The organism is Herbaspirillum sp. C7C8 (assembly GCF_022627875.1).
Taxonomy (GTDB): domain Bacteria; phylum Pseudomonadota; class Gammaproteobacteria; order Burkholderiales; family Burkholderiaceae_D; genus Herbaspirillum.
Map to the genome: position 1 here is coordinate 250,831 of NZ_JABXGG010000004.1, position 19,140 is coordinate 269,970.

Genomic DNA, 19,140 nt, shown 5'->3' on the forward strand with positions numbered 1-19,140 from the left:
AGCCCGCAGGAAATGCGGAAACGATTTACGCGCAGTTCGTCGGCCCCTCGCACATGCGCGTGAGCGTTTCCTGACAAATCGCTGGCAGCTGGTGGTTACAGGATTGTTGTTGCGGAGGGCATGCAAGATGGGTATGATCAACCAAAATATTTGCCAACCCAACACGGCAACACGCTCAGAACAACGACGTGGAGACAACCCCCGATTGCACACAGGAAACTCAAGCGATCTTTTTTTTGGCTCGCTTGATTAAGCGCTTAACCTGACGCCGCACCTGCCTCGTGGCGCCCTGCCCTGCAATCCATTTCTGTTAGGAAAACGTGATGGCCAGCATCAGCTTGCGTGCAGCACAAAAAGCCTACGGCGATGCACCGCCGGTGATCCGCAATGTCGACCTCGACATTGGCGAACATGAATTCTGTGTCTTCCTGGGCCCGTCCGGCTGCGGCAAATCCACGCTCCTGCGCAGCATCGCGGGGCTGGAAGATCTGACCAGCGGTGACCTCTTCATCGGCGGCAAGCGCGTCAATGATGTGCCTTCGGCGCAGCGTTCGGTGGCGATGGTGTTCCAGAGCTATGCACTGTTCCCGCACATGACGGTGTATGAAAACATGAGCTTCGGTCTGACCCTGGCCAAGCTGCCCAAGGCCGAGATCGAACAGAAGGTGCGCGAAGCTGCGCGCATCCTGCAGCTGGAAGAACTATTGCAGCGCAAGCCCAAGGAACTCTCCGGCGGCCAGCGTCAGCGCGTGGCGATTGGCCGCGCCATCGTGCGGCGCCCCGGGGTGTTCCTCTTCGACGAACCGCTCTCTAATCTCGATGCCACCCTGCGCAGCCAGACCCGCATCGAGATCGCGCGCCTGCATCGCCAGTTCGAGCAGGCCAGCGTGGTCTACGTCACGCACGACCAGGTCGAGGCGATGACCCTGGCCGATCGCATCGTGCTGCTGCATGCCGGCGCCGATACCCAGCGCTTTGGCAGCATCGCCCAGGTGGGCGCGCCCATGGAGCTGTATCACCATCCGCGCAATCGCTTCGTGGCCGGCTTCATCGGTTCTCCACGCATGAACTTCCTGCCGGCACAGGTGGTGAGCGCCCAGGACAATGGCATCCAGATCCGCTTGCAGCACAGCGAAGAAACCCTGCTGGTCGCCGCCAAAGGTCCGGTGCAAGCGGGCCAGCAGGTGACCGTGGGCGTGCGTCCCGAACACATGGAGATCGGCACCCAGGGCCAGTACGGCATCACACGCGAAGTGATGCTGGTGGAGCGCCTGGGCGAGCAGACCTACGTGCACCTGGACGAACCGGCCGGTCAGCCGCTGGTGGCCAAGGCGCCGGGCGATGCCCGCATTGCGCGCGGCGAACGCCTGCGCGTAACGGTGACACCGAGCTGTGCCTACCTCTTCGATGAGGACGGGGTCGCGCTGGCGCGCACAGAAGTTCATCCGGGCCTGGCCGCCGCTGCCTGAACAGGCCGCGTACGCGCCCTTCTTCCCTCCACGCTTCACTACCGCTAAGGAACCACGACCATGTCGTTACGATTGGGAGTCTGTTACTACCCTGAACATTGGCCCGAGGCCATGTGGGAAAGCGATGCCCGGCGCATGAAGGCGCTGGGCATCAAGCAGGTGCGCATCGGCGAATTCGCCTGGAGCCGCATCGAACCTTCGCCCGGAGACCTGCGCTGGGACTGGCTCGACCGCGCCATCGAGGTGTTGGCCAAACATGACCTGGAAGTGGTGATGTGCACCCCGACCGCAACGCCTCCGAAGTGGCTCATCGACCGTCATGACGACGTGCTGGCAGTCGATGCCAACGGTCGCGAGCGCGCCTTCGGTTCGCGCCGTCATTATGATTTTTCCTCGGACTCGTATTACGAGGAATCACAGCGCATCGTGCGCCTGCTGGGCGAACGTTACGGCCAGCATCCGGCGGTCACCGCCTGGCAGCTGGACAATGAATACGGCTGCCACCAGACCGTGGTCAGCTATTCGCCCTCGGCCCAGCGCCGCTTCCGACAGTGGCTGCGCCAGCGCTATGGCAGCATCGATGCCCTCAATACCGCCTGGGGCACGGTGTTCTGGAGCATGGAATACCGCAGCTTCGAGGAGATCGATGCGCCCGTGGGCACCGTCACCGAGGCCCATCCCTCGCATCGCCTGGACTATCGCCGCTTTGCGTCGGATGAAGTGGTGCGCTACAACCGCATGCAGGTCGAGATCCTGCGTCCGCTCTCGCCGGGCCGTCTGATGGTGCACAACTTCATGCAGATGTTCCTGGAGTTCGATCACTATCCGGTCGCCGCCGACCTCGATGTCGCCACCTGGGACAGCTATCCGCTGGGCGCGCTGGAAGTGATGTGGTACGACCCGGAAACCAAGGCGCGCTGGCTGCGCACCGGCCATCCCGATTTCGCCAGCTTCAACCACGACCTCTATCGCGGCATGTCGGCCCAGCCGTTCTGGGTGATGGAACAACAGCCCGGCCCGGTGAACTGGGCGCACTGGAACCCGGCCCCACTGCCCGGCATGGTGCGCCTGTGGAGCTGGGAAGCCTTTGCCCACGGTGCGGGCTGCGTGTCCTACTTCCGCTGGCGTCAGTGCCCGTTCGCGCAGGAACAACTGCACGCCGGCCTGAACCGTCCCGACAATCGCCTGGACGTGGGCGGCAGCGAAGCCGAACGCGTGGCCCGGGAAATCCTCGCGGTGGAAAACGCCAACGGCGCGCTGGCCCAGCCGCGCGGCAAGGTGGCGCTGCTGTTCGATTACGATGCCAAGTGGCTCTTCGAGATCCACTTCCAGGGCATCGATTTCGAATATGCGCATTTCGCCTTCGACTATTACTCGACCCTGCGTTCGCTCGGCCTGGATGTGGACATCGTCCCGCTCAACGCCGATCTGCAAGGCTACGCCATGATCGTGGTGCCGCCGTTGCCCATCGTGCCGGACGATCTGCCGGGCCGCATCGCAGAGAGCGGTGCGCAGGTGGTATTCGGTCCGCGCAGCGGCTCCAAGACCCGGTCTCTGCAGATTCCTTCGACCCTGCCGCCGGGCCCGCTGCAACAGTTGCTGCCGATGCGCGTATGGCGCGTGGAATCGATGCGCCCCAACGTCAGCGAAACAGTACAGTTCGGTACGACACAAGGCCAGGCCCGCTACTGGCGCGACCTGATCGAAGCCGATGGCGAGGGCCTGCAGACCATTGCCAGCTTCGGTGACGGCCATCCAGCCATCGTGCAGAAGGAGCGCGCGCACTACCTGGCCAGCATCTTCGATAGCGAGCTGACCACGCGCACCTTCGAGCACGTGGCGCGCGCCGCCGGACTGGCTCCGCAACGCCTGCCGGAAGGCCTGCGCCTGCAGCAGCGGGGCGGCCTGCAGTTCGCCTTCAACTACAGTGACGCACCGATCACGCTGCCGCATGCAGAGGGTGCGCAGTTCCTGGTCGGACAGGCAGCGCTGGAGCCGCAGGGCGTGGCCATTTACCGTCCGCACACGCAAGCATGAGCAATACGCCGGCCTCACTCTGGAAGACAGCACGGCGGCTGCGGCCGCCTGCACAAGCAGGCCGCAGACCTGCGCAAGATCGCTGTACCGTGAACGTACAAGAAGCTGCGAGATCCATGACACAGCCGTTTTGCTTTTTAAACCGTTTTGACCTTATAAACCGTTTAGCTGTTTGAACTGCCTGAACCGCTTGAACCAAACATTCGGAGACAACAATGAAGAAGATGATTCGCATGACCGTGATCGCCGGCTGCCTGGCTGCATCCGCCGCCTGGGGCGCCGCTGCCATGGCCGGTACCCTGGCCGTCAACATCGCCTACAAGGGCGCAGTACAGCGCAACGTCTGGCAATCCACGGTCGATGAATTCAAGAAGGCCAACCCGGATGTGGACGTCAAGGTGTCCTTCATCGAGGAAGAAGCCTACAAGGTCCAACTGCCGGGCTGGCTCTCGACCCAGGCTCCGGACATCATCAACTGGCACAACGGCGAGCGCATGGCCTTCTACGCCAGCCGGGGCCTGCTGGAAGACCTGAGTGACGACTGGAAGAAGAACGGCTGGGATACGACCTACGCCTCCACCAAGGAAGCCTCTTCCTGGCACGGCAAACAGTATTCGGCGCCGACCGTGTATTACTCCTGGGGCATGTTCTATCGCAAGGACCTGTTCAAGAAGGTCGGCATCAGCGCCGAACCCAAGACCTGGGATGAATTCCTGGATGCCTGCAAGAAGTTGAAGGCCGCCGGCATCGCCCCCATCGCCGTGGGTGGCCGTGACGCCTGGACCCTGGCGGGCTGGTTCGATTATCTGGACCTACGCATCAACGGCAACGCCTTCCACCAGCAGTTGATGGCGGGCGATGTCGCCTACACCGATGCGCGCGTCAAGAAGGTCTACACCGCCTGGAAGAGCCTGATCGACGACAAGTATTTCATCGACAACGCCCTGTCCTATGACCTCGATGGCGCACAACCCTTCCTGTTCCAGGGCAAGGCCGCCATGATGTTGATGGGTACCTTCGTTGCCAAGGGCTTCCCGGCCAAACTGGCGCCGGAGATGGGTTACTTCCAGTTCCCCATCATCGATGCCAACGTGCCGACGGCTGAAGAAGGCCCGACCGAATCCATTCACATCCCGGCCAAGGCCCGCAACAAGGCCGATGCGCACCGCTTCATCGCCTTCGTCGGTACCCCGGCCATCAGCGCCAAGCTGGCCGAGGGCCTGGGTTCGCTGCCGGCCAACAGCAAGTCGCCGGCGCCCACCGATCCGATCTCGCGCATCGGTTTCGAGATCCTCTCCAACGCCAAGGGCGGTATCTCGCAGTTCTATGATCGCGACATGACCAAGGAAATGGCCGATGAAGGCATGAAGGGCATGCAGAAGTTCGTCAGCGACCCGACCAAGATCGATGACGTGCTCAATGAGCTGGAACAAAGCCGCAAGCGTATCTACAAGAAGTCCTGATCGTCCTTGATGCCTGGCTGGTCCAGGTAGTCCATCCGGGTCATTCCCCTGCCGCGTGCGGCAGCGGAATGGCCCGCAGAAAAAGAAGGAGACCCCGCCATGCTAGCGCCCACATCCGCCGCGCAGCCGTCTGCGACCCAAGCCTCTGCCACGCCGGTGACCGGCCCGCAGCGCAGTGCCGCCCGCCGCAACCGTGCCGCCTTCTGGTTCCTGGCGCCGGCCTGCGTCATGACGCTGGTCTATGTGCTGTACCCGATTCTCTATACGATCTATCTCAGCTTCTTCAGCTGGGATGGCATGACTGCGCCCAAGTACGTGGGTATGGCCAACTACATCGAACTGTTCCATGCGCCGACCTTCTACACGGCCCTGAAAAACAACGTGCTGTGGCTGCTCATGTTCCTGCTGGCCCCGCCCATGGGCCTGGCCATCGCGCTCTACCTGAACCAGAAGGTGCGCGGCATGCGCGTGGTGAAGTCATTGTTTTTCGCGCCCTTCGTGCTCTCGGGCGTGGTGGTGGGGCTGATCTACAGCTGGTTCTACGACCCCAGCTTCGGCCTGCTGTCGCTGATCCTCGGCCATGGTGTGCCGGTGCTGGGTGATGCGCGCTATGCCACCTTCGGCATCATCTTCGCCGCCCTGTGGCCGCAGACCGCCTACTGCATGATCCTCTTCCTGACCGGTCTGACCGCCTTGAACCATGACCAGGTAGAGGCCGCCCGCATGGAAGGCGCCAAGGGCTGGACCATGCTGCGCTACGTGATCCTGCCGCAATTGCGCTCGACCACCTTCATGGCCTTCGTGGTCAGCATCATCGGGGCCCTGCGCAGCTTCGACCTGATCTCGGTGATGACCAGCGGTGGCCCTTACGAGAGTTCCACCGTGCTGGCGTATTACGCCTATGACCAGGCCATCAAGTATTACCGCCAGGGGTATTCGGCGGCGGTGGCGGTGACGCTCTTTGCCATCATGCTGGTCTACATCGTCTTCCAGCTGCGCCGCATGCTGCGCGCTGAACGCTGAACGCAAACGCCCATCGTCAACCGCTTAACGAGAAAAGAGAGATCGCCATGTTTCCCATGCCGATAGAAAAATGGAAGCCGATCAACCGCGCGCTCTACCGCGCCTCGCTGCCGGTGGCGCTGCTGATCTGGTTGTTGCCGATGCTGACCGCGCTGGTGACCTCGATACGCTCCAACGACGAACTGATGGCCGGCAACTACTGGGGCTGGCCGCAGGACTTCGCCATGCTGGACAATTATCGCGAGGCGCTGACCGCCTCGCCCATGCTGCATTATTTCTGGAACAGCTGCCTCATCACCGTCCCGTCGGTGATCGGTGCCATCTCGCTGGCGGCCATGGCCGGCTTTGCGCTGTCGACCTATCAGTTTCGCGGCAACACCGTACTCTTCGCCACCTTCGTGGCCTGCAACTTCGTGCCGCAACAGATCCTGATGATTCCGGTACGGGACCTCACCCTGTCCCTGGGGCTGTTCAATACCATCACCGGAATGATGCTGTTCCACATCGCCATGCAGACCGGATTCTGTACCTTGTTCCTGCGCAATTTCATCAAGCAGTTGCCCTTCGAGATGATCGAAGCCGCGCGCATCGAAGGGGCCAGCGAGTGGACCGTGTTCTATCGCATCGTGCTGCCGCTAATCCGGCCGGCCCTGGCCGCGCTGGCGGTGCTGGTCTTCACCTTCGTCTGGAATGATTACTTCTGGGCGCTGGTGCTGACCCAGGGCGATGATGTGGCGCCCATCACCGTCGGCGTGGCGGCGCTGCGCGGCCAGTGGACGACCTCCTGGAACCTGGTCTCGGCCGGCTCCATCCTGGCGGCGCTGCCTTCGGTGATCCTGTTCTTCGTGATGCAGAAGCAGTTCGTGGCCGGACTGACCTTCGGCGCCAGCAAGGGCTGAGCAAGCTCTGCCGACTCAGGGCTGCGTCGGTGGCGGTGCCGCCACGGGCGCTTCCTCCAGCCCCACGCCCATGGCCTGGAACAGGGTGGCCGTATCGTTCATGCGGCTGGCCGTGGCGCGGATCTCGCCCAGCCTGGCATTGAGATACTGGCGCTCGCCGGAGCGCGCGGCACTGGCCGGATAGGCCCCGAGTTGCGCGCGCCGCTGCGCATTGCGCCAGCCTTGCTCGGAAGCGATGCGCGCCGCCGACGACGCCTGCAGAGCATCGGCATCCTCGGTCAGTGCCACCAGGCTATCGGCTACGTTCTGGAAAGCATTCAACACGGTCTGGCGATAATGAGCCTCGGCCGCGAAATAGGCTTGCTTGCTGGCGTCCCGCTTGGCGCGCAAGGCCCCGCCATGAAACAGCGGCTGTGTCAGCGACGCCCCCAGGCCCCACACCGCACCGGCACCACCGGTGGCCTTGGCCCACGAGAAGCCGGACTGGCCGAAGGAAGCGCTGATGGACAGGCTGGGAAACATCTCGGCCGTGGCCACCGCCTGCTGGGCCGCCGCCACTTTCAAGGCCGCATCGGCCGCGAGGATGTCGGGGCGTTGCCTGAGCAGTTCGGAGGGAACCGTCATCGGAACCTGCTGCGGCAACTTCAGGCTGGCCATCTCCAGATCGGATGGTGCAGCATCCGGGGTGCGGCCCATCAAGACCGCCAGCGCATGACGCGCACCCTGCCATTGCGCCTTCAGACCGGGCAGGCTGGCGCGCAGCGATTGCGCACTGGCGCGCGCGGACAAGAGCTCGTCAGCGGACACCGCCCCCAGCGCCAGACGGCGCTGCAATTCCGCCACATCGGCATCGGCCAGCGCCACCAGGCGCTCGGTGTCGCTCACCTGAGCGCGCAATGAAGCGGCATTGATGGCCGTGATGACCACGTTGGCTGCCACTGCCCGCCGTGCCGCATCGAACTGATAGGACTGGGCATCGACCTGCGCGGCCAGGGCCGAATTGGCGAAGCGTTCCACCCCGAACAGGTCGAAGGTATAGCTGGCCCGGATCTGGCCGGCGAAGACGTTGTACAGATTGGTGGTCGGGCCGATGTTGGGCAGGCCCAGAGCGCGCTGACGCTGGGCCTGTCCGACCGCATCGATGGTGGGCCAGAGCGACTCATCGATCTGCGCGCGCAATTGCAGGCGTGCACTGGCCAGATTGCGATCGGCCTCGGCCAGCGAATGATTGTTGCGCAAGGCCTCCTCGACCCAGGCCGACAGTTCCGGCGAGCCATAGGCACGCCACCAGTGCGGCACCGTGCGCTGACCCAGCACGAAGGTCTGGCGCGCCTCCGAAGGTCCCAGCGTGGCCGGCGTGGCCTGGGCGGCATAATGGGCCGGCTGCGGCATGGCCGGCGCTTCGCCGGTCGGTCCCAGGGCGCAACCGGACAGCAGCAGCGCGGCGGCCAGCGCCACGGGGCGCAGCTGCGGGGCGAAGATCAAACGAACGGCGCTCATCAGTGACTCCCTTGCGCGGCATGGTCGCGGTGATGGGTTTCATCCGGCTTGACCCGGTAGCACAGCGCGTACAGCGCCGGCAGGTAGAACAGGGTCAGGATGGTGGCGATGGTGATGCCGCCCATGAGCGCGGTGGCCATCGGTCCGAAGAAGTTGCTGCGCAACAGCGGAATCAATGCCAGCACGGCCGCGGCAGCAGTGAGCGTGATCGGACGGAAGCGGCGCACGGTGGCGCCGACGATGGCATCGAAGCGGCCACGACCGGCGGCGATGTCCTGCTCGATCTGGTCCACCAGGATCACCGAGTTGCGCATGATGATGCCCAGCATGGCAATGGTGCCCAGCATGGCCACGAAGCCGAAGGGCTGACCAAACAGCAGCAGCGCGCCGACCACGCCGATCAGGCCCAGCGGTGCAGTCATCACCACCATCAGGGTGCGGCCGAAGCTCTGCAACTGCACCATCAGCAACAGCAGCACGGCGATGACCATCAAGGGCATCTGCGCCGAGATGGAGGACTGGGCCTTGGCGTTCTCTTCCACCGGACCGCCCACATCGATGCGATAACCCACCGGCAGCTCGCCGCGCAGGGCATCGAGCTTGCGGTTGACGTCATTGGTGACATCGATGCCCTGCACGCCGGGGCGCACGTCGGCCAGCACGGTGATGGTGGGCTGGCGGTCGCGCTCCCAGATCACGCCGTATTCCAGCGTATTGCGGAACTGGCCCAGTGTGGCCAGCGGCACCGGACCATTGGCGGTGGGCATGGACAAGCTGGCCAGGCGCGAGGGATCGACGCGCTCGCTGCGCGGGGTGCGCAGGTCAACGCTGATGAGTTTGTCGCGCTCGCGATATTGCGTCACGGTCACGCCCGACAACTGCATGGCCAGGAAGTTGGCAATCTGCTGGCTGCTCAAGCCCAGCTCGGCGGCACGTTTCTGGTCGATCTCGAAGGACACCGAACGCTGGGCCGGCTCATCCCAGTCGAACTGGATGTTGGTGGCACGACTTTCCTTGCGCAACTCGGCGGCCACCTGTTCGGCAATGGCGCGTACCTTGGGGATCTGTTCGCCGCTGATGCGGAACTGCACCGGGAAGCCGACCGGCGGGCCATTCTCCAGCCTCGTCATGCGCGTGCGCGCACCGCTGAACTGCTTGCGCAGCGGCTCCTCCAGTGCCCGCGCCAGGGCTTCGCGGTCTTCCACCGACTTGGCCGTCACGACGAACTGCGCGAAGTTGGGGCTGGCCAGTTGCTGGTCCAGCGGCAGGTAGAAACGCGGCGCGCCGACGCCCACGAAACTGACCACATGATCGATCTGTGGACGGCCCTTGAGCAGGGCTTCCATGCGGATCGCCTCGCGCTGCGTGGCGTCAAAGGAGGCACGCTCCGGCAGGTGCAGGTCGATCAGCAGTTCGGGGCGGTCGGAGCTGGGGAAGAATTGCTGCGGCACCAGTGCGAAGGCGGCCAGCGAGCCGATGAACAGCACCGTGGTGGCGATCACCACACGCCCACGGAAGGCCACGCACCAGGCCACCGAACGGCGCAGCCAGGTGTAGATGCGGGTCTGGTAGATGGGATGGTCGTGGTCCTCCTCATCATGGCCGGCATGCGGGTTGGCGGCGATCTGTTCATCCGTGAGCGCACCCGGTTTTTCCTTGAGCAGGTGATAGCCCAGCAGCGGAATGAGCACCACCGCCGCCAGCCACGACAGCAGCAATGCAATGGCCGAGACCTCGAAGATGGAACGGGTGTATTCACCGGTCCCCGACTTGGCCAGTGCAATCGGCAGGAAGCCCGCGACGGTCACCAGCGTGCCGGTCAGCATCGGGAAGGCCGTGCTGGTGTAGGCGAAGGCGGCGGCGCGGCGGCGGTTCCAGCCCTGCTCCAGTTTTACCGCCATCATTTCCACGGCGATGATGGCATCATCAACCAGCAGCCCCAGTGCCAGCACCAAAGTGCCCAGCGAGACCTTGTGCAGGCCGATGTCGAAGAGGTACATGAACAGCGAGGTCACCGCCAGCACGATGGGAATCGAAATCACCACCACCATGCCGGTGCGAATGCCCAGCGAGACCAGGCTCACCACCAGCACGATGGCGACCGCCTCGGCCACCGCTTCCAAAAAGTCATCTACCGATTTTTCCACTGCATGCGGCATGCTGGAAACCGCCGTCAGCGTGAGCCCGGCGGGCAGGCGCTTGCGCAATTGTTCAGTGCGCTCGTCCAGCGCGCGGCCCAGGCGGATCACGTCGCCGCCAGGCTGCATGGTCACGCCGATGCCCAGCACAGGCTGGCCGTTGGCGCGCATCTCCTGTTCCTGCGGTTCGTCGTAACCGCGCGTGATGGTGGCGATGTCACCCAGCCGGAAATTGCGGTTGTTGACATGGATGATCTTGTCTTCCAGCGCGCGCAGGTTGTCGAACTGGCCGGTAGGACGCACGTAGACGCGGTCATTGTCGGTGGTGATGAGACCACCCGGCACCACCGCATTCTGTGCACCGATGGCATCGGCCAGCTGCTGCGGGCTGATGCCAAGGCGCGTCATGCGGGTGTTGCCGATGTCGATGTAGATGTGTTCCTGACGATCCCCGAAGTAATCGATCTTGGCCACGCCCGGCACGTGCAGCAGTTCACCGCGCAACTGGTCAGCATAGTCGCGCAACTGCGCCGGCGTGAAACCGTCACCGGCCAGTGCGTAGATGTTGGTGTAGACATCACCGAACTCGTCATTGAAGTATGGTCCCTTGACCCCCTGCGGCAAGGTGGCGGCCATGTCGCCGACCTTCTTGCGCACCTGGTACCAGGTCTGCGGCACCTGCGAGGCCGGGGCCGTGTCCTTGATGGTGAAGAAGAGTTGCGACTGCCCCGCGCGCGAATAACTGCGCAGAAAATCGACGTCCGGTGTCTCCTGCAGCTTGCGGGCGATGCGGTCGGTGATCTGCTCTTGCACCTGGCGCGCGGTGGCGCCGGGCCAGTCGGTCTGGATCACCATCACCTTGAAGGTGAAGGGCGGGTCTTCGGATTGCGACAGCCGCGAATAGGAACCCATGCCCAGCAAGGTCACCAGCGCCAGGATGAAGGTCACCAGCGCCTGGTGCTGCAAGGTCCAGGCGGACAGATTGAATCGGCCGGGTGCGCTCATAGGGCGAAGTCCTCGGCGTGCAGCGGCGCCACCGGCTTGACCTTTTCTCCCACGGTCAGGGTATGTACGCCCTGCACCACCACCTTGTCACTGGCAGCCACGCCTTGCGAGAGCGAAATGCTGCGCTCTCCATACGCGGCCACCGTCACCGGACGCAGTACCAGCTTGCCGTCGGCACCGACGACCCACACTGCCGGTTTGTCACCCTGATGGAACAAGGCCGTGGCCGGCAGCAGCAGAACCTGCGTCTGCGTCGTGTTGGACGGCGTGATCGTCACTTCGCCGGTCATGCCCAGGCGCACGCTGGCGTCAGGCTGTTCCAGCGTGACCTTGACGCGATAGGTACGACTCTGCGGATCAGCGGCCGGACTGACTTCACGCACACGCCCCTTCCAGGTCTTGCCGGGCAGGGCGGCCAGCGTGACATCGGCAGCGACCCCGGGTTGCAGGCCAGCCAGCTGGCGGTCGGCCACGTCGGTGACCACATCCACCGCCCCCGACCAGGCCAGCGAATAGACCGGCTGACCGGGGCTCAGTACATCGCCGGTATTGGCCTGCTCGGCACTGATGACGCCGTCATGCTGAGCCACCAGCGTGGTGTAGTCGCGCTGGTTGCCGGCCACCGCGGCACGGGCCTGCGCGGCCTTCCATTGCGAGAGCGCGGCGGCATGGGCATCCTGGCTTTGTTCCAGCTGCTGGGCGCTGATGAGCTGTTCTGCGGCCTGCGCCGTATCGCGCTGCAGCTGCTTCTCGGCTGCGTCGAGATGCTGGCGGGCGGCCGCCAGTTCAGCGCGCGCCGACGCGGCGTTCTGGTCGGCATCGGCGGGGTCGAGACGGGCCAGGATCTGGCCCTTGCGCACCACATCGCCCAGATGTACGCGACGTTCCACCAGTTGTCCGGCCACCCGGAAGGAGAGCGAGGTCACATAGCGCGACTGCACTTCGGCCGGCAGGTGCAGGGGCTGGGTGCCGGCGCGCTCCTGCGCCTGCAACACCACCACTTCGCGCGGCACCTCGGCCACGGGGGCCGGCTTGCTGCATCCGGCCAGCCAGAGCGTAAAGGGAACGGCCAGCAGGGCCATGCGCGCCAGCCGGACGCGGCGTACGGAAAAAGCCAGGGAAGCAGGACCGGGACACGAACGTGAGACAGGCTTCACAGCATTCCTTTCGGGAAAGGGAGTGTCGGGAGGGTCGGACCGCGGCGCGCTCCGCCTCGTGGGCGTCTTTACAAAAGTGCAGCGATTCTAATGCAGATATGAATTCAAATGCAATACTGTATCCGAATACAACAGTGTTAGAATCCAGCCCCATGACACGCCAACGACTCAGCCGCGAGCAAAGCCGTGAGCAGACCCGGGAACGTCTGCTGGAGGCGGCGCACGCGATGTTCATGCAGAAGGGATATGCGCAGGCCAGCGTGGAAGATATCAGCACCGCAGCGGGCTATTCGCGCGGTGCCTTCTATTCCAACTTCGATGACAAGGAGCAGCTCTTCTTTGAGCTGTTGCGCCGCGAAGGGGAGAGCATCGACCGGGGTTTCGAGCGCATCCTCGGCGGCGGTCTGACCGATCCGCATGCCTTGCGCGACGCTCTGGCCGTGCAGTACTCGGCACTGTACCGCGATGACAAGTGCAGCCTGCTGTGGATGGAGGCGCGCATCATCGCGCTGCGCGACGAGAAATTCCGTGCCCAATTGGACAGCTTCCTGGAGCAGCGCTACGTTCAGATCACCCGCTTTGTCGAAGCCTATTGCCACCTGACCGGTACCGCCCCGGCCGCACCGCCGCGCGAGATCGCCATCGGCCTGATGGCCTTGTGCGAGGGCGTCAGTTTTTCCTACCGCTGCGTGCCGCACATCGTTGACGGCAAGACGGCCGAGTCGGTGCTGGCGTGGTTTCTGAAGGCGTCCATTGCAGTGGCCGCTCCCGCAGATCAACCGCCCGCTGCGGAAATCAAAAAGGCGGCGCGCAAACCCGCCGCCGCCCGCAAGAGAACCCTGCCTGCTGCCTGAGAGTGGCTATCCACCGGTTTTCAGCGGGGCGGCCAGCCACTGTGCAATCTGCGGCCAGGCCTCCGCCAGTGTACGCCCCCCCATGAACAGACCGATGTGCCCGCCCGGCACCACCCGCTGCGTGATGTGCGCAGAGGATGTACCGACCAGTTGCGCCGCATTGAGCACCTGCTCGGGCGTGGTGATGTCATCCCGCTCGCCCGCCAGCAGGTAGAGCGGACAGGTGATGTCGCGCAGGTCCAGCATCTTGCCCAGCGCAACGAACTGCCCGCGCGCCAGCAGGTTGTCCTTGAAGATCTGGCGAATGGCCTGGAGATACCAGCGTCCCGGCAGATCGATCGGGGTTTCGTACCAGGCGGCGAAGGTCTCGCGCTTGGCCAGGTAGACCGGATCATCGATATGCTGGAACAGGTCCACGTGTTCGGTGAAGTAGTGCTCGTCGGGGTGCATGTTCTTCCAGCCCTGCAGCATGAAGCTGCCGCGCATGAGCCCACCGCCGGTACGTACCAGGTCCTCGTAGAAGCGGATCGGCGTGCGCTCCACCATCTGCTTCAACGGCCCCTCGCCGGCACCGGCATCAATGGGTGAGCCAGCCAGCACCAGACGTTGCACCTTGTGCGGGAACCGCGCGGCGATCATGGCCGAGATCCAGCCGCCCTGGCACAGTCCGACCAGATTGGCGCGCCCGCCCAGTTCATCGATGAGCACACAGAGGTCAGCCAGATAGTTGTCGATCTCCAGGTCCTTCATGTCCTCGCTGGCACTATGCCAGTCGGTCAGAAAGACATGCGGCACCCCATGGTCGAGCAGGGTTTCGACCAGGCTCTGGCCCGGATAATAATCGGCAATCACCGAGGTATGGCCGGCATACGGCGCCACCACCAGCGTGGGGACGGCGTGGGCGCCACTGGCCTTGCCATATTCGCGCAGGGTCAGGGTACGCAGCTTCAGGCGCACCTGATGAGCGGTGGCCATCTGCGGATGGTGGATGGCGTGCAGCTTGGCTTCTTCTTCCAGAAAGCGCAGCTGCTTGTCCACCACATCCTGACCCTGGCGAAACACTGCGCTGGCCAGCATCATCGGCCAGAACAGCGGAACGCAGCCAGGGCCGCAGTCCTCTGCAGTCTCGGCAACGAGCGGCGCATGGCCGGTGTGTGAGGTCGTCATGATGTACTCCCGTGTATGAGTCTTGCCGCGTCGTCGGCAATGACCTGTTCTTCATCGGTCGGAATGACCAGCACGCGCACGCGGCTGGCCGGGTGGCTGATACATTCCTGGTGCTTTTCATTGGCGCTCTCGTCGAGCTGCACGCCCAGCCAGTCCAGACGCGCACAGATGGCCGCGCGCATGCGCGCGTCGTGTTCGCCGATACCGGCGGTAAAGACCAGGGCATCCATGCCGCGCAGGGTAGCAGCCAGGCGGGCGGCCTCGCCGGCGCAGCGCAGGGCGAACAGTTCCAGCGCCTCGCGCGCAGGCGCCGCCTGACTCTGCTGGAGGGTGCGTACATCGGCGCTCACACCGGATACCCCAAGCAGGCCGGAGCGGTGATACAGCAAGTCTTCCAGCGCCGCCGGTGTCATCCCCTGCTGCAGCAGATACAGCAGCACGCCAGCATCGAGCGCACCGCAACGCGTTCCCATCGGCACGCCGTCCAGGGTCGAGAAGCCGGTACTGGCATCAACGCTGCGGCCGTTCTGGATACCGCACAGACTGGCGCCGTTGCCGAGGTGCGCGACCACCACATTGCCGTGGGCCTCGGGCAGCTGGCGGCGCCGCAGTTCGGCCGCAATGTAGCTGTAGGAGAGGCCGTGGAAGCCATAACGCAGCACGCCTTGCTCGTGCAGCTCGCGCGGCAGTGCAAAGCGGCGCGCCAGCGCATCCTGGTCGGCATGGAAGGCCGTATCGAAGGACGCGCTCTGCGGCAGTCCCGGCCGCAGTCGCGCGACGGCGCGGATCAGGCGCAGATTCTGCGGTTGGTGCAGCGGTGCCAGGGGCGCCAGGGCTTGCAGCTCCGCTTCGATGCGTTCATCGAGCAGCACCGATTGCGCCAGGTGCAGGCCTCCATGCACCACCCGATGACCGACCGCGCACAATGCTCCCTGATCGTGACCGACTTCGAGCTGGTGCAGCACCTGCTCCAGTACCTTGTCCATGGATGCCACGGGATCGGCATCGATGGCTACGGTCGATGTGGCGCCTTCGATCTCCAGACGCAGCCGCAAGGGCGAGAGATGCAGATCCAGCTGTCCGTGGCCGATCTTGCCGGCGCGCGGACCATCGAGGCGGAACACGCCCAGCTTGATCGTGGACGAGCCGGCATTGAAGGTCAGCAACCAGCGATTCATGAGCGTTCCTTGCCGACCGCGCACAGCTTGCTGCGCGAGGCGAACAGACGGGCCAGCGCCGAGGAGGCCAGGCGCACTCGCAAGCTGTCAGCACGGCTGGTCAGGATCACCGGCACGCGCGCGCCCAGCACCAGTCCGGCAGCCTCGGCCTGGGACAAATAGATCAACTGCTTGGCCAGCATGTTGCCCGCTTCGAGATCGGGCACCAGCAGGATATCGGCGCTACCCGCCACCGGCGAGGCGATCTGCTTGATGCTGGCCGATTGCAGACTGATGGCGTTGTCAAAGGCCAGCGGGCCATCGACCACCGCGCCGGTGATCTGGTGGCGCGTGGCCATCACGGTCAGGGCGGCCGCATCCAGGGTGGAAGGCATGGCCGGATTGACCGTCTCCACGGCTGCCAGCACCGCTACGTGCGGACGCGGCACACCCATCACGTGCAGCAGATCGATGGCGTTCTGGCAGATGTCGCGCTTGTGGGCCAGCGTGGGGGTGATGTTGATGGCGGCATCGGTGATGATGAGAGGCTTGGCGTAGGTGGGAATGGCCATGGCGTAGACATGGCTGATGCGACGTTCGGTGCGCAGACCAGCGCCCGGCGCCACCACCGCTGCGAGCAGTTCGTCGCTGTGCAGGCTGCCCTTCATGAGCGCGGCCACGCGCCCTTGCACGGCCAGCTCGACGGCGCGGGCTGCGGCCGCATGACTGTGTTCGGTGCACTCGATCTGCAAGCCCGTCAGCGACAGCCCGGCCTGCTCGGCGATACGTCGTATTCTGACTTCGGGCCCGACCAGCAACGGTTCCAGCAGACCTTCCTGGTGCGCCTCCAGCGCGCCCTGCAAGGCCTCGGCAGAACAGGGGTGGACCACGGCCACCCGCATCGGCTGCGCGCCCAGGGCATCGCGGATGAGTTGACCGTAGCGCTCGGCAGGCGTGGCCTGCGTCGGTGGAAACATGGCGTCCTCCTGAAGGGGTGGCATGAGGCAGGACGCGCTCATGCGGGCTTGCTGTGTCGCAGCATATCCCCAGGCGGAGGTGAGTTCAATTGCGGCACTGCCCGCAAAGGGGTCAGAGAGCACAAAGCTTGATCTGCTTCAACTTTGTCAGGCCGCATGCAGCCATGCTGGCGCGTTCAGACCTGGGCCAGTGCCAGCACGTGTCGGCGCGCCATCTCGGCCGGCATCGGTTCGGCAAAGTAATGTCCCTGCATCGCGTGACAGTGCATGGATTGCAGGACCTGCATGTCTTGCTCGCTCTCCACGCCTTCGGCCACCACCTGGAAACCGAACGATGCCGCCAGTTGCAGCACCGCAGAAACCAGGGCCTGGTTCTCGGTCTGGTCGGCCAGGCCGGTGACGAAGCTGCGGTCGATCTTCACGCGCGAGACGTGCATCTGACGCAGGAAGCCCAGCGAGGAATAGCCCACGCCGAAGTCGTCGATGGCGATGCTCACGCCCTGCAGCGCCAGCGCCGTCAGGGTCTGTGTGGCCGCCTGAAGGTCGAGCGCGGTCTCTTCGGTGATCTCGATTTCCAGCATGTGCGCTGGCAGGTTCTGCTGTTTCAGGGTGGCCGCCACCAGGTCCTCGATGACGATGCGCTCCATTTCACGCGGCGAGATATTCATCGACACGCGCAAGTCACTGCGACCAGTGTCCTGCATGAACGCAATCATGCGCGCCACTTCGTTCATGATGAAGCGCAGCAGTTCCTCCGACAGCCCCGCCAGCGCTGCAATCTCGATCAGGTCAGGCGGTGCGATCGGGCCATGGCGGCGATGGGTCCAGCGCACCAGGGCCTCGAAACCGTCCAGGGCACGCCCGTCCTCGCAAACGATGGGCTGGAACCACACCTGCAGTTCGCCATCGGCCAGCGCCTGGGCCAGATCGCGCTCGACATCGCGCTTCATCTGCAGATGCGCATCCAGCGCCACGTTGAAGACCTGATACTGATTGCGGCCACGTCGCTTGGCCTCATACATGGCGGCATCCGAACAGACCAGCATCTCGTTGATATCATCGCCGCGCGAGAGGTAGATCCCCACGCTCAGGCCGATGTGGCGATGGGCCAGTCGTGCGAACGGCTGGCGGATCGCCGTGATGAGGCGCTGCGCCAGCTGCTCCGGCGACTCTGCCCGGGCGGTCAGCGGGTAGAGAATCACGAATTCGTCACCCGCCAGGCGCGCCAGCGTCGCGCTCTCGGGCAGACAGGACTGCAGGCGCCGTGCCACTTCGATGAGCACCTGGTCCCCCGCCTCATGGCCATAGGCGTCGTTGATGACCTTGAAACTATCCAGGTCAAGGAACATCAGGCACTGTCGGTGCGGCTGACGCGCCAGCACCTGCGCGGCGACCCGCATGAAGCCGGCGCGGTCCAGCAGGCCGGTCAGCAGATCGTGTTCGGCCTGGTACTGCATGCGCGCGGCAAACTGGCGCAGGTCTTCATGGGCCACGGCCAGGGCCTGGTTGGCGGTGGTGGCCTCATTCTTGAGGGCGCAGGCGCGCGCAAACATGCGCTCGCCCACGCGGGCGCCGCGAATCAGGCCGGCCAGGTAGATCACGGCCGTCGCGGCCAGCGCCAGCCGGGTCGGATTGCGATTGAAGACGGACAGGCAGAAGATCACCGACAACAGCGGCGGCGTGATGAAGCTGATGGGGATGCGGGCAAAGGCGAAGCCGTGGGTGACGGCACCGGCCGTGATGCCGCACACGCAGGTGAGATAGAAAAGCGTTTCGGGCGTGGTGTAGCCCTCGCTCAGCCAGGGCATGCCGGCCCACGCGAAGCCGGAGACCAGCGCCAGGATCCAGTGCAGGCGCAGGTTCAATTCCACCACGTCGCCTTGGCCGAGGATCGCGCCGCGCGGCTGCATCCACGGCACCAGTTGCGCCACGCGCTGCGGTGAGAGGCGGCACAGCGGGATACGCACCAGGTTGACCAGCGTGGCGCAGGCCAGCCACGCCAGGGCGATCCAGAGCTTGCCGGAATGCCAGGCGACGAAAGTCGAGATGGCGCTCAGCACGAAAGCCACCGGGATCGACAGCATGACCGTGTGGCGGGCCGCCGTCAGCTGGTCCGCGCGAATCAGTTCTCGCAATGCAGGCCGGGACGCTTGGTCGCCGACGCCGGTTTCTGTCTTCAGTTCGCTCACATCTCCATCCCGTCATGCCCGGCTGCGCTGCCCGCCGAAAGGCGTGGCAGGATCGGAGGCGTCCCTTTCCCGAGGGAGCCCGCAGCGGCTGCGGGGTATTATCCA

Annotated in this window: 12 protein-coding genes and 1 pseudogene; 6 read left to right on the plus strand and 7 right to left on the minus strand. The window is 64.5% G+C overall.

Going from position 1 to position 19,140, the window contains the following annotated elements; all coding sequences use genetic code 11:
• The first annotated feature begins 323 nt into the window (after positions 1-323).
• The 5 genes from HWE01_RS07635 to HWE01_RS07655 all read left to right on the plus strand — a co-directional run bounded on the left by HWE01_RS07635 (position 324) and on the right by HWE01_RS07655 (position 6,891).
• Positions 324-1,469 (plus strand): ABC transporter ATP-binding protein, encoded by a 1,146-nt coding sequence (locus tag HWE01_RS07635; RefSeq protein ID WP_008334390.1) that lies wholly within the window; start codon positions 324-326, stop codon positions 1,467-1,469.
• Positions 1,470-1,529: 60 nt separating this feature from the next.
• Positions 1,530-3,506 (plus strand): beta-galactosidase, encoded by a 1,977-nt coding sequence (locus tag HWE01_RS07640; RefSeq protein WP_241821464.1) that lies wholly within the window; start codon positions 1,530-1,532, stop codon positions 3,504-3,506.
• Positions 3,507-3,721: 215 nt separating this feature from the next.
• The gene (locus tag HWE01_RS07645) at positions 3,722-4,969 is read left to right on the plus strand and encodes an ABC transporter substrate-binding protein (RefSeq protein ID WP_502798427.1); all 1,248 of its coding nucleotides are present in this window, start codon (positions 3,722-3,724) and stop codon (positions 4,967-4,969) included.
• Between the two features lie 99 nt (positions 4,970-5,068).
• Positions 5,069-5,992, plus strand: coding sequence for a carbohydrate ABC transporter permease (locus tag HWE01_RS07650; protein ID WP_175342963.1), 924 nt, complete (start codon positions 5,069-5,071; stop codon positions 5,990-5,992).
• A gap of 47 nt (positions 5,993-6,039) precedes the next feature.
• Positions 6,040-6,891, plus strand: a complete 852-nt coding sequence (locus tag HWE01_RS07655; RefSeq protein WP_175342964.1) for a carbohydrate ABC transporter permease — start codon at positions 6,040-6,042, stop codon at positions 6,889-6,891.
• A 15-nt stretch (positions 6,892-6,906) separates the two neighbouring features.
• On the opposite strand, the gene HWE01_RS07660 is transcribed toward HWE01_RS07655, so the two are convergent.
• From HWE01_RS07660 to HWE01_RS07670, 3 genes are read right to left on the minus strand one after another with little or no spacing between them, the layout of a single operon-like run.
• Positions 6,907-8,391, minus strand: coding sequence for an efflux transporter outer membrane subunit (locus HWE01_RS07660; RefSeq protein WP_241821465.1), 1,485 nt, complete (start codon positions 8,389-8,391; stop codon positions 6,907-6,909).
• On the minus strand, positions 8,391-11,534 hold the full coding sequence (locus HWE01_RS07665) for an efflux RND transporter permease subunit (RefSeq protein WP_241821466.1): 3,144 nt from the start codon (positions 11,532-11,534) through the stop codon (positions 8,391-8,393). The genes HWE01_RS07660 and HWE01_RS07665 overlap by 1 nt, the downstream gene beginning before the upstream one ends.
• Positions 11,531-12,616 carry an efflux RND transporter periplasmic adaptor subunit gene (locus tag HWE01_RS07670; RefSeq protein ID WP_175342967.1) on the minus strand — a complete coding sequence of 362 codons (1,086 nt, stop codon included), beginning with the start codon at positions 12,614-12,616 and terminating at the stop codon, positions 11,531-11,533. Before HWE01_RS07670 ends, HWE01_RS07665 begins: the two co-directional genes overlap by 4 nt.
• Before the next feature lie 227 nt (positions 12,617-12,843).
• Between HWE01_RS07670 and HWE01_RS07675 the strand changes: the two genes are divergently transcribed.
• Entirely contained in the window at positions 12,844-13,545 is a 702-nt protein-coding gene (locus HWE01_RS07675) for a TetR/AcrR family transcriptional regulator (protein WP_175342968.1), read from the plus strand.
• Positions 13,546-13,551: 6 nt separating this feature from the next.
• On the opposite strand, the gene HWE01_RS07680 is transcribed toward HWE01_RS07675, so the two are convergent.
• From HWE01_RS07680 to HWE01_RS07695, 4 genes and pseudogenes are all read right to left on the minus strand, one after another.
• The gene (locus HWE01_RS07680; RefSeq protein WP_217509815.1) at positions 13,552-14,625 is read right to left on the minus strand and encodes an alpha/beta fold hydrolase; all 1,074 of its coding nucleotides are present in this window, start codon (positions 14,623-14,625) and stop codon (positions 13,552-13,554) included.
• Positions 14,626-14,708: 83 nt separating this feature from the next.
• Positions 14,709-15,890, minus strand: coding sequence for an acetate/propionate family kinase (locus HWE01_RS07685; protein WP_008334374.1), 1,182 nt, complete (start codon positions 15,888-15,890; stop codon positions 14,709-14,711).
• Positions 15,887-16,840 (minus strand): annotated as a pseudogene (locus HWE01_RS07690) (bifunctional enoyl-CoA hydratase/phosphate acetyltransferase); the annotation flags it as partial. The pseudogene HWE01_RS07690 and the gene HWE01_RS07685, both read right to left, overlap by 4 nt.
• Before the next feature lie 182 nt (positions 16,841-17,022).
• On the minus strand, positions 17,023-19,035 hold the full coding sequence (locus HWE01_RS07695; RefSeq protein WP_241821467.1) for a putative bifunctional diguanylate cyclase/phosphodiesterase: 2,013 nt from the start codon (positions 19,033-19,035) through the stop codon (positions 17,023-17,025).
• Between the last annotated feature and the right edge of the window lie 105 nt (positions 19,036-19,140).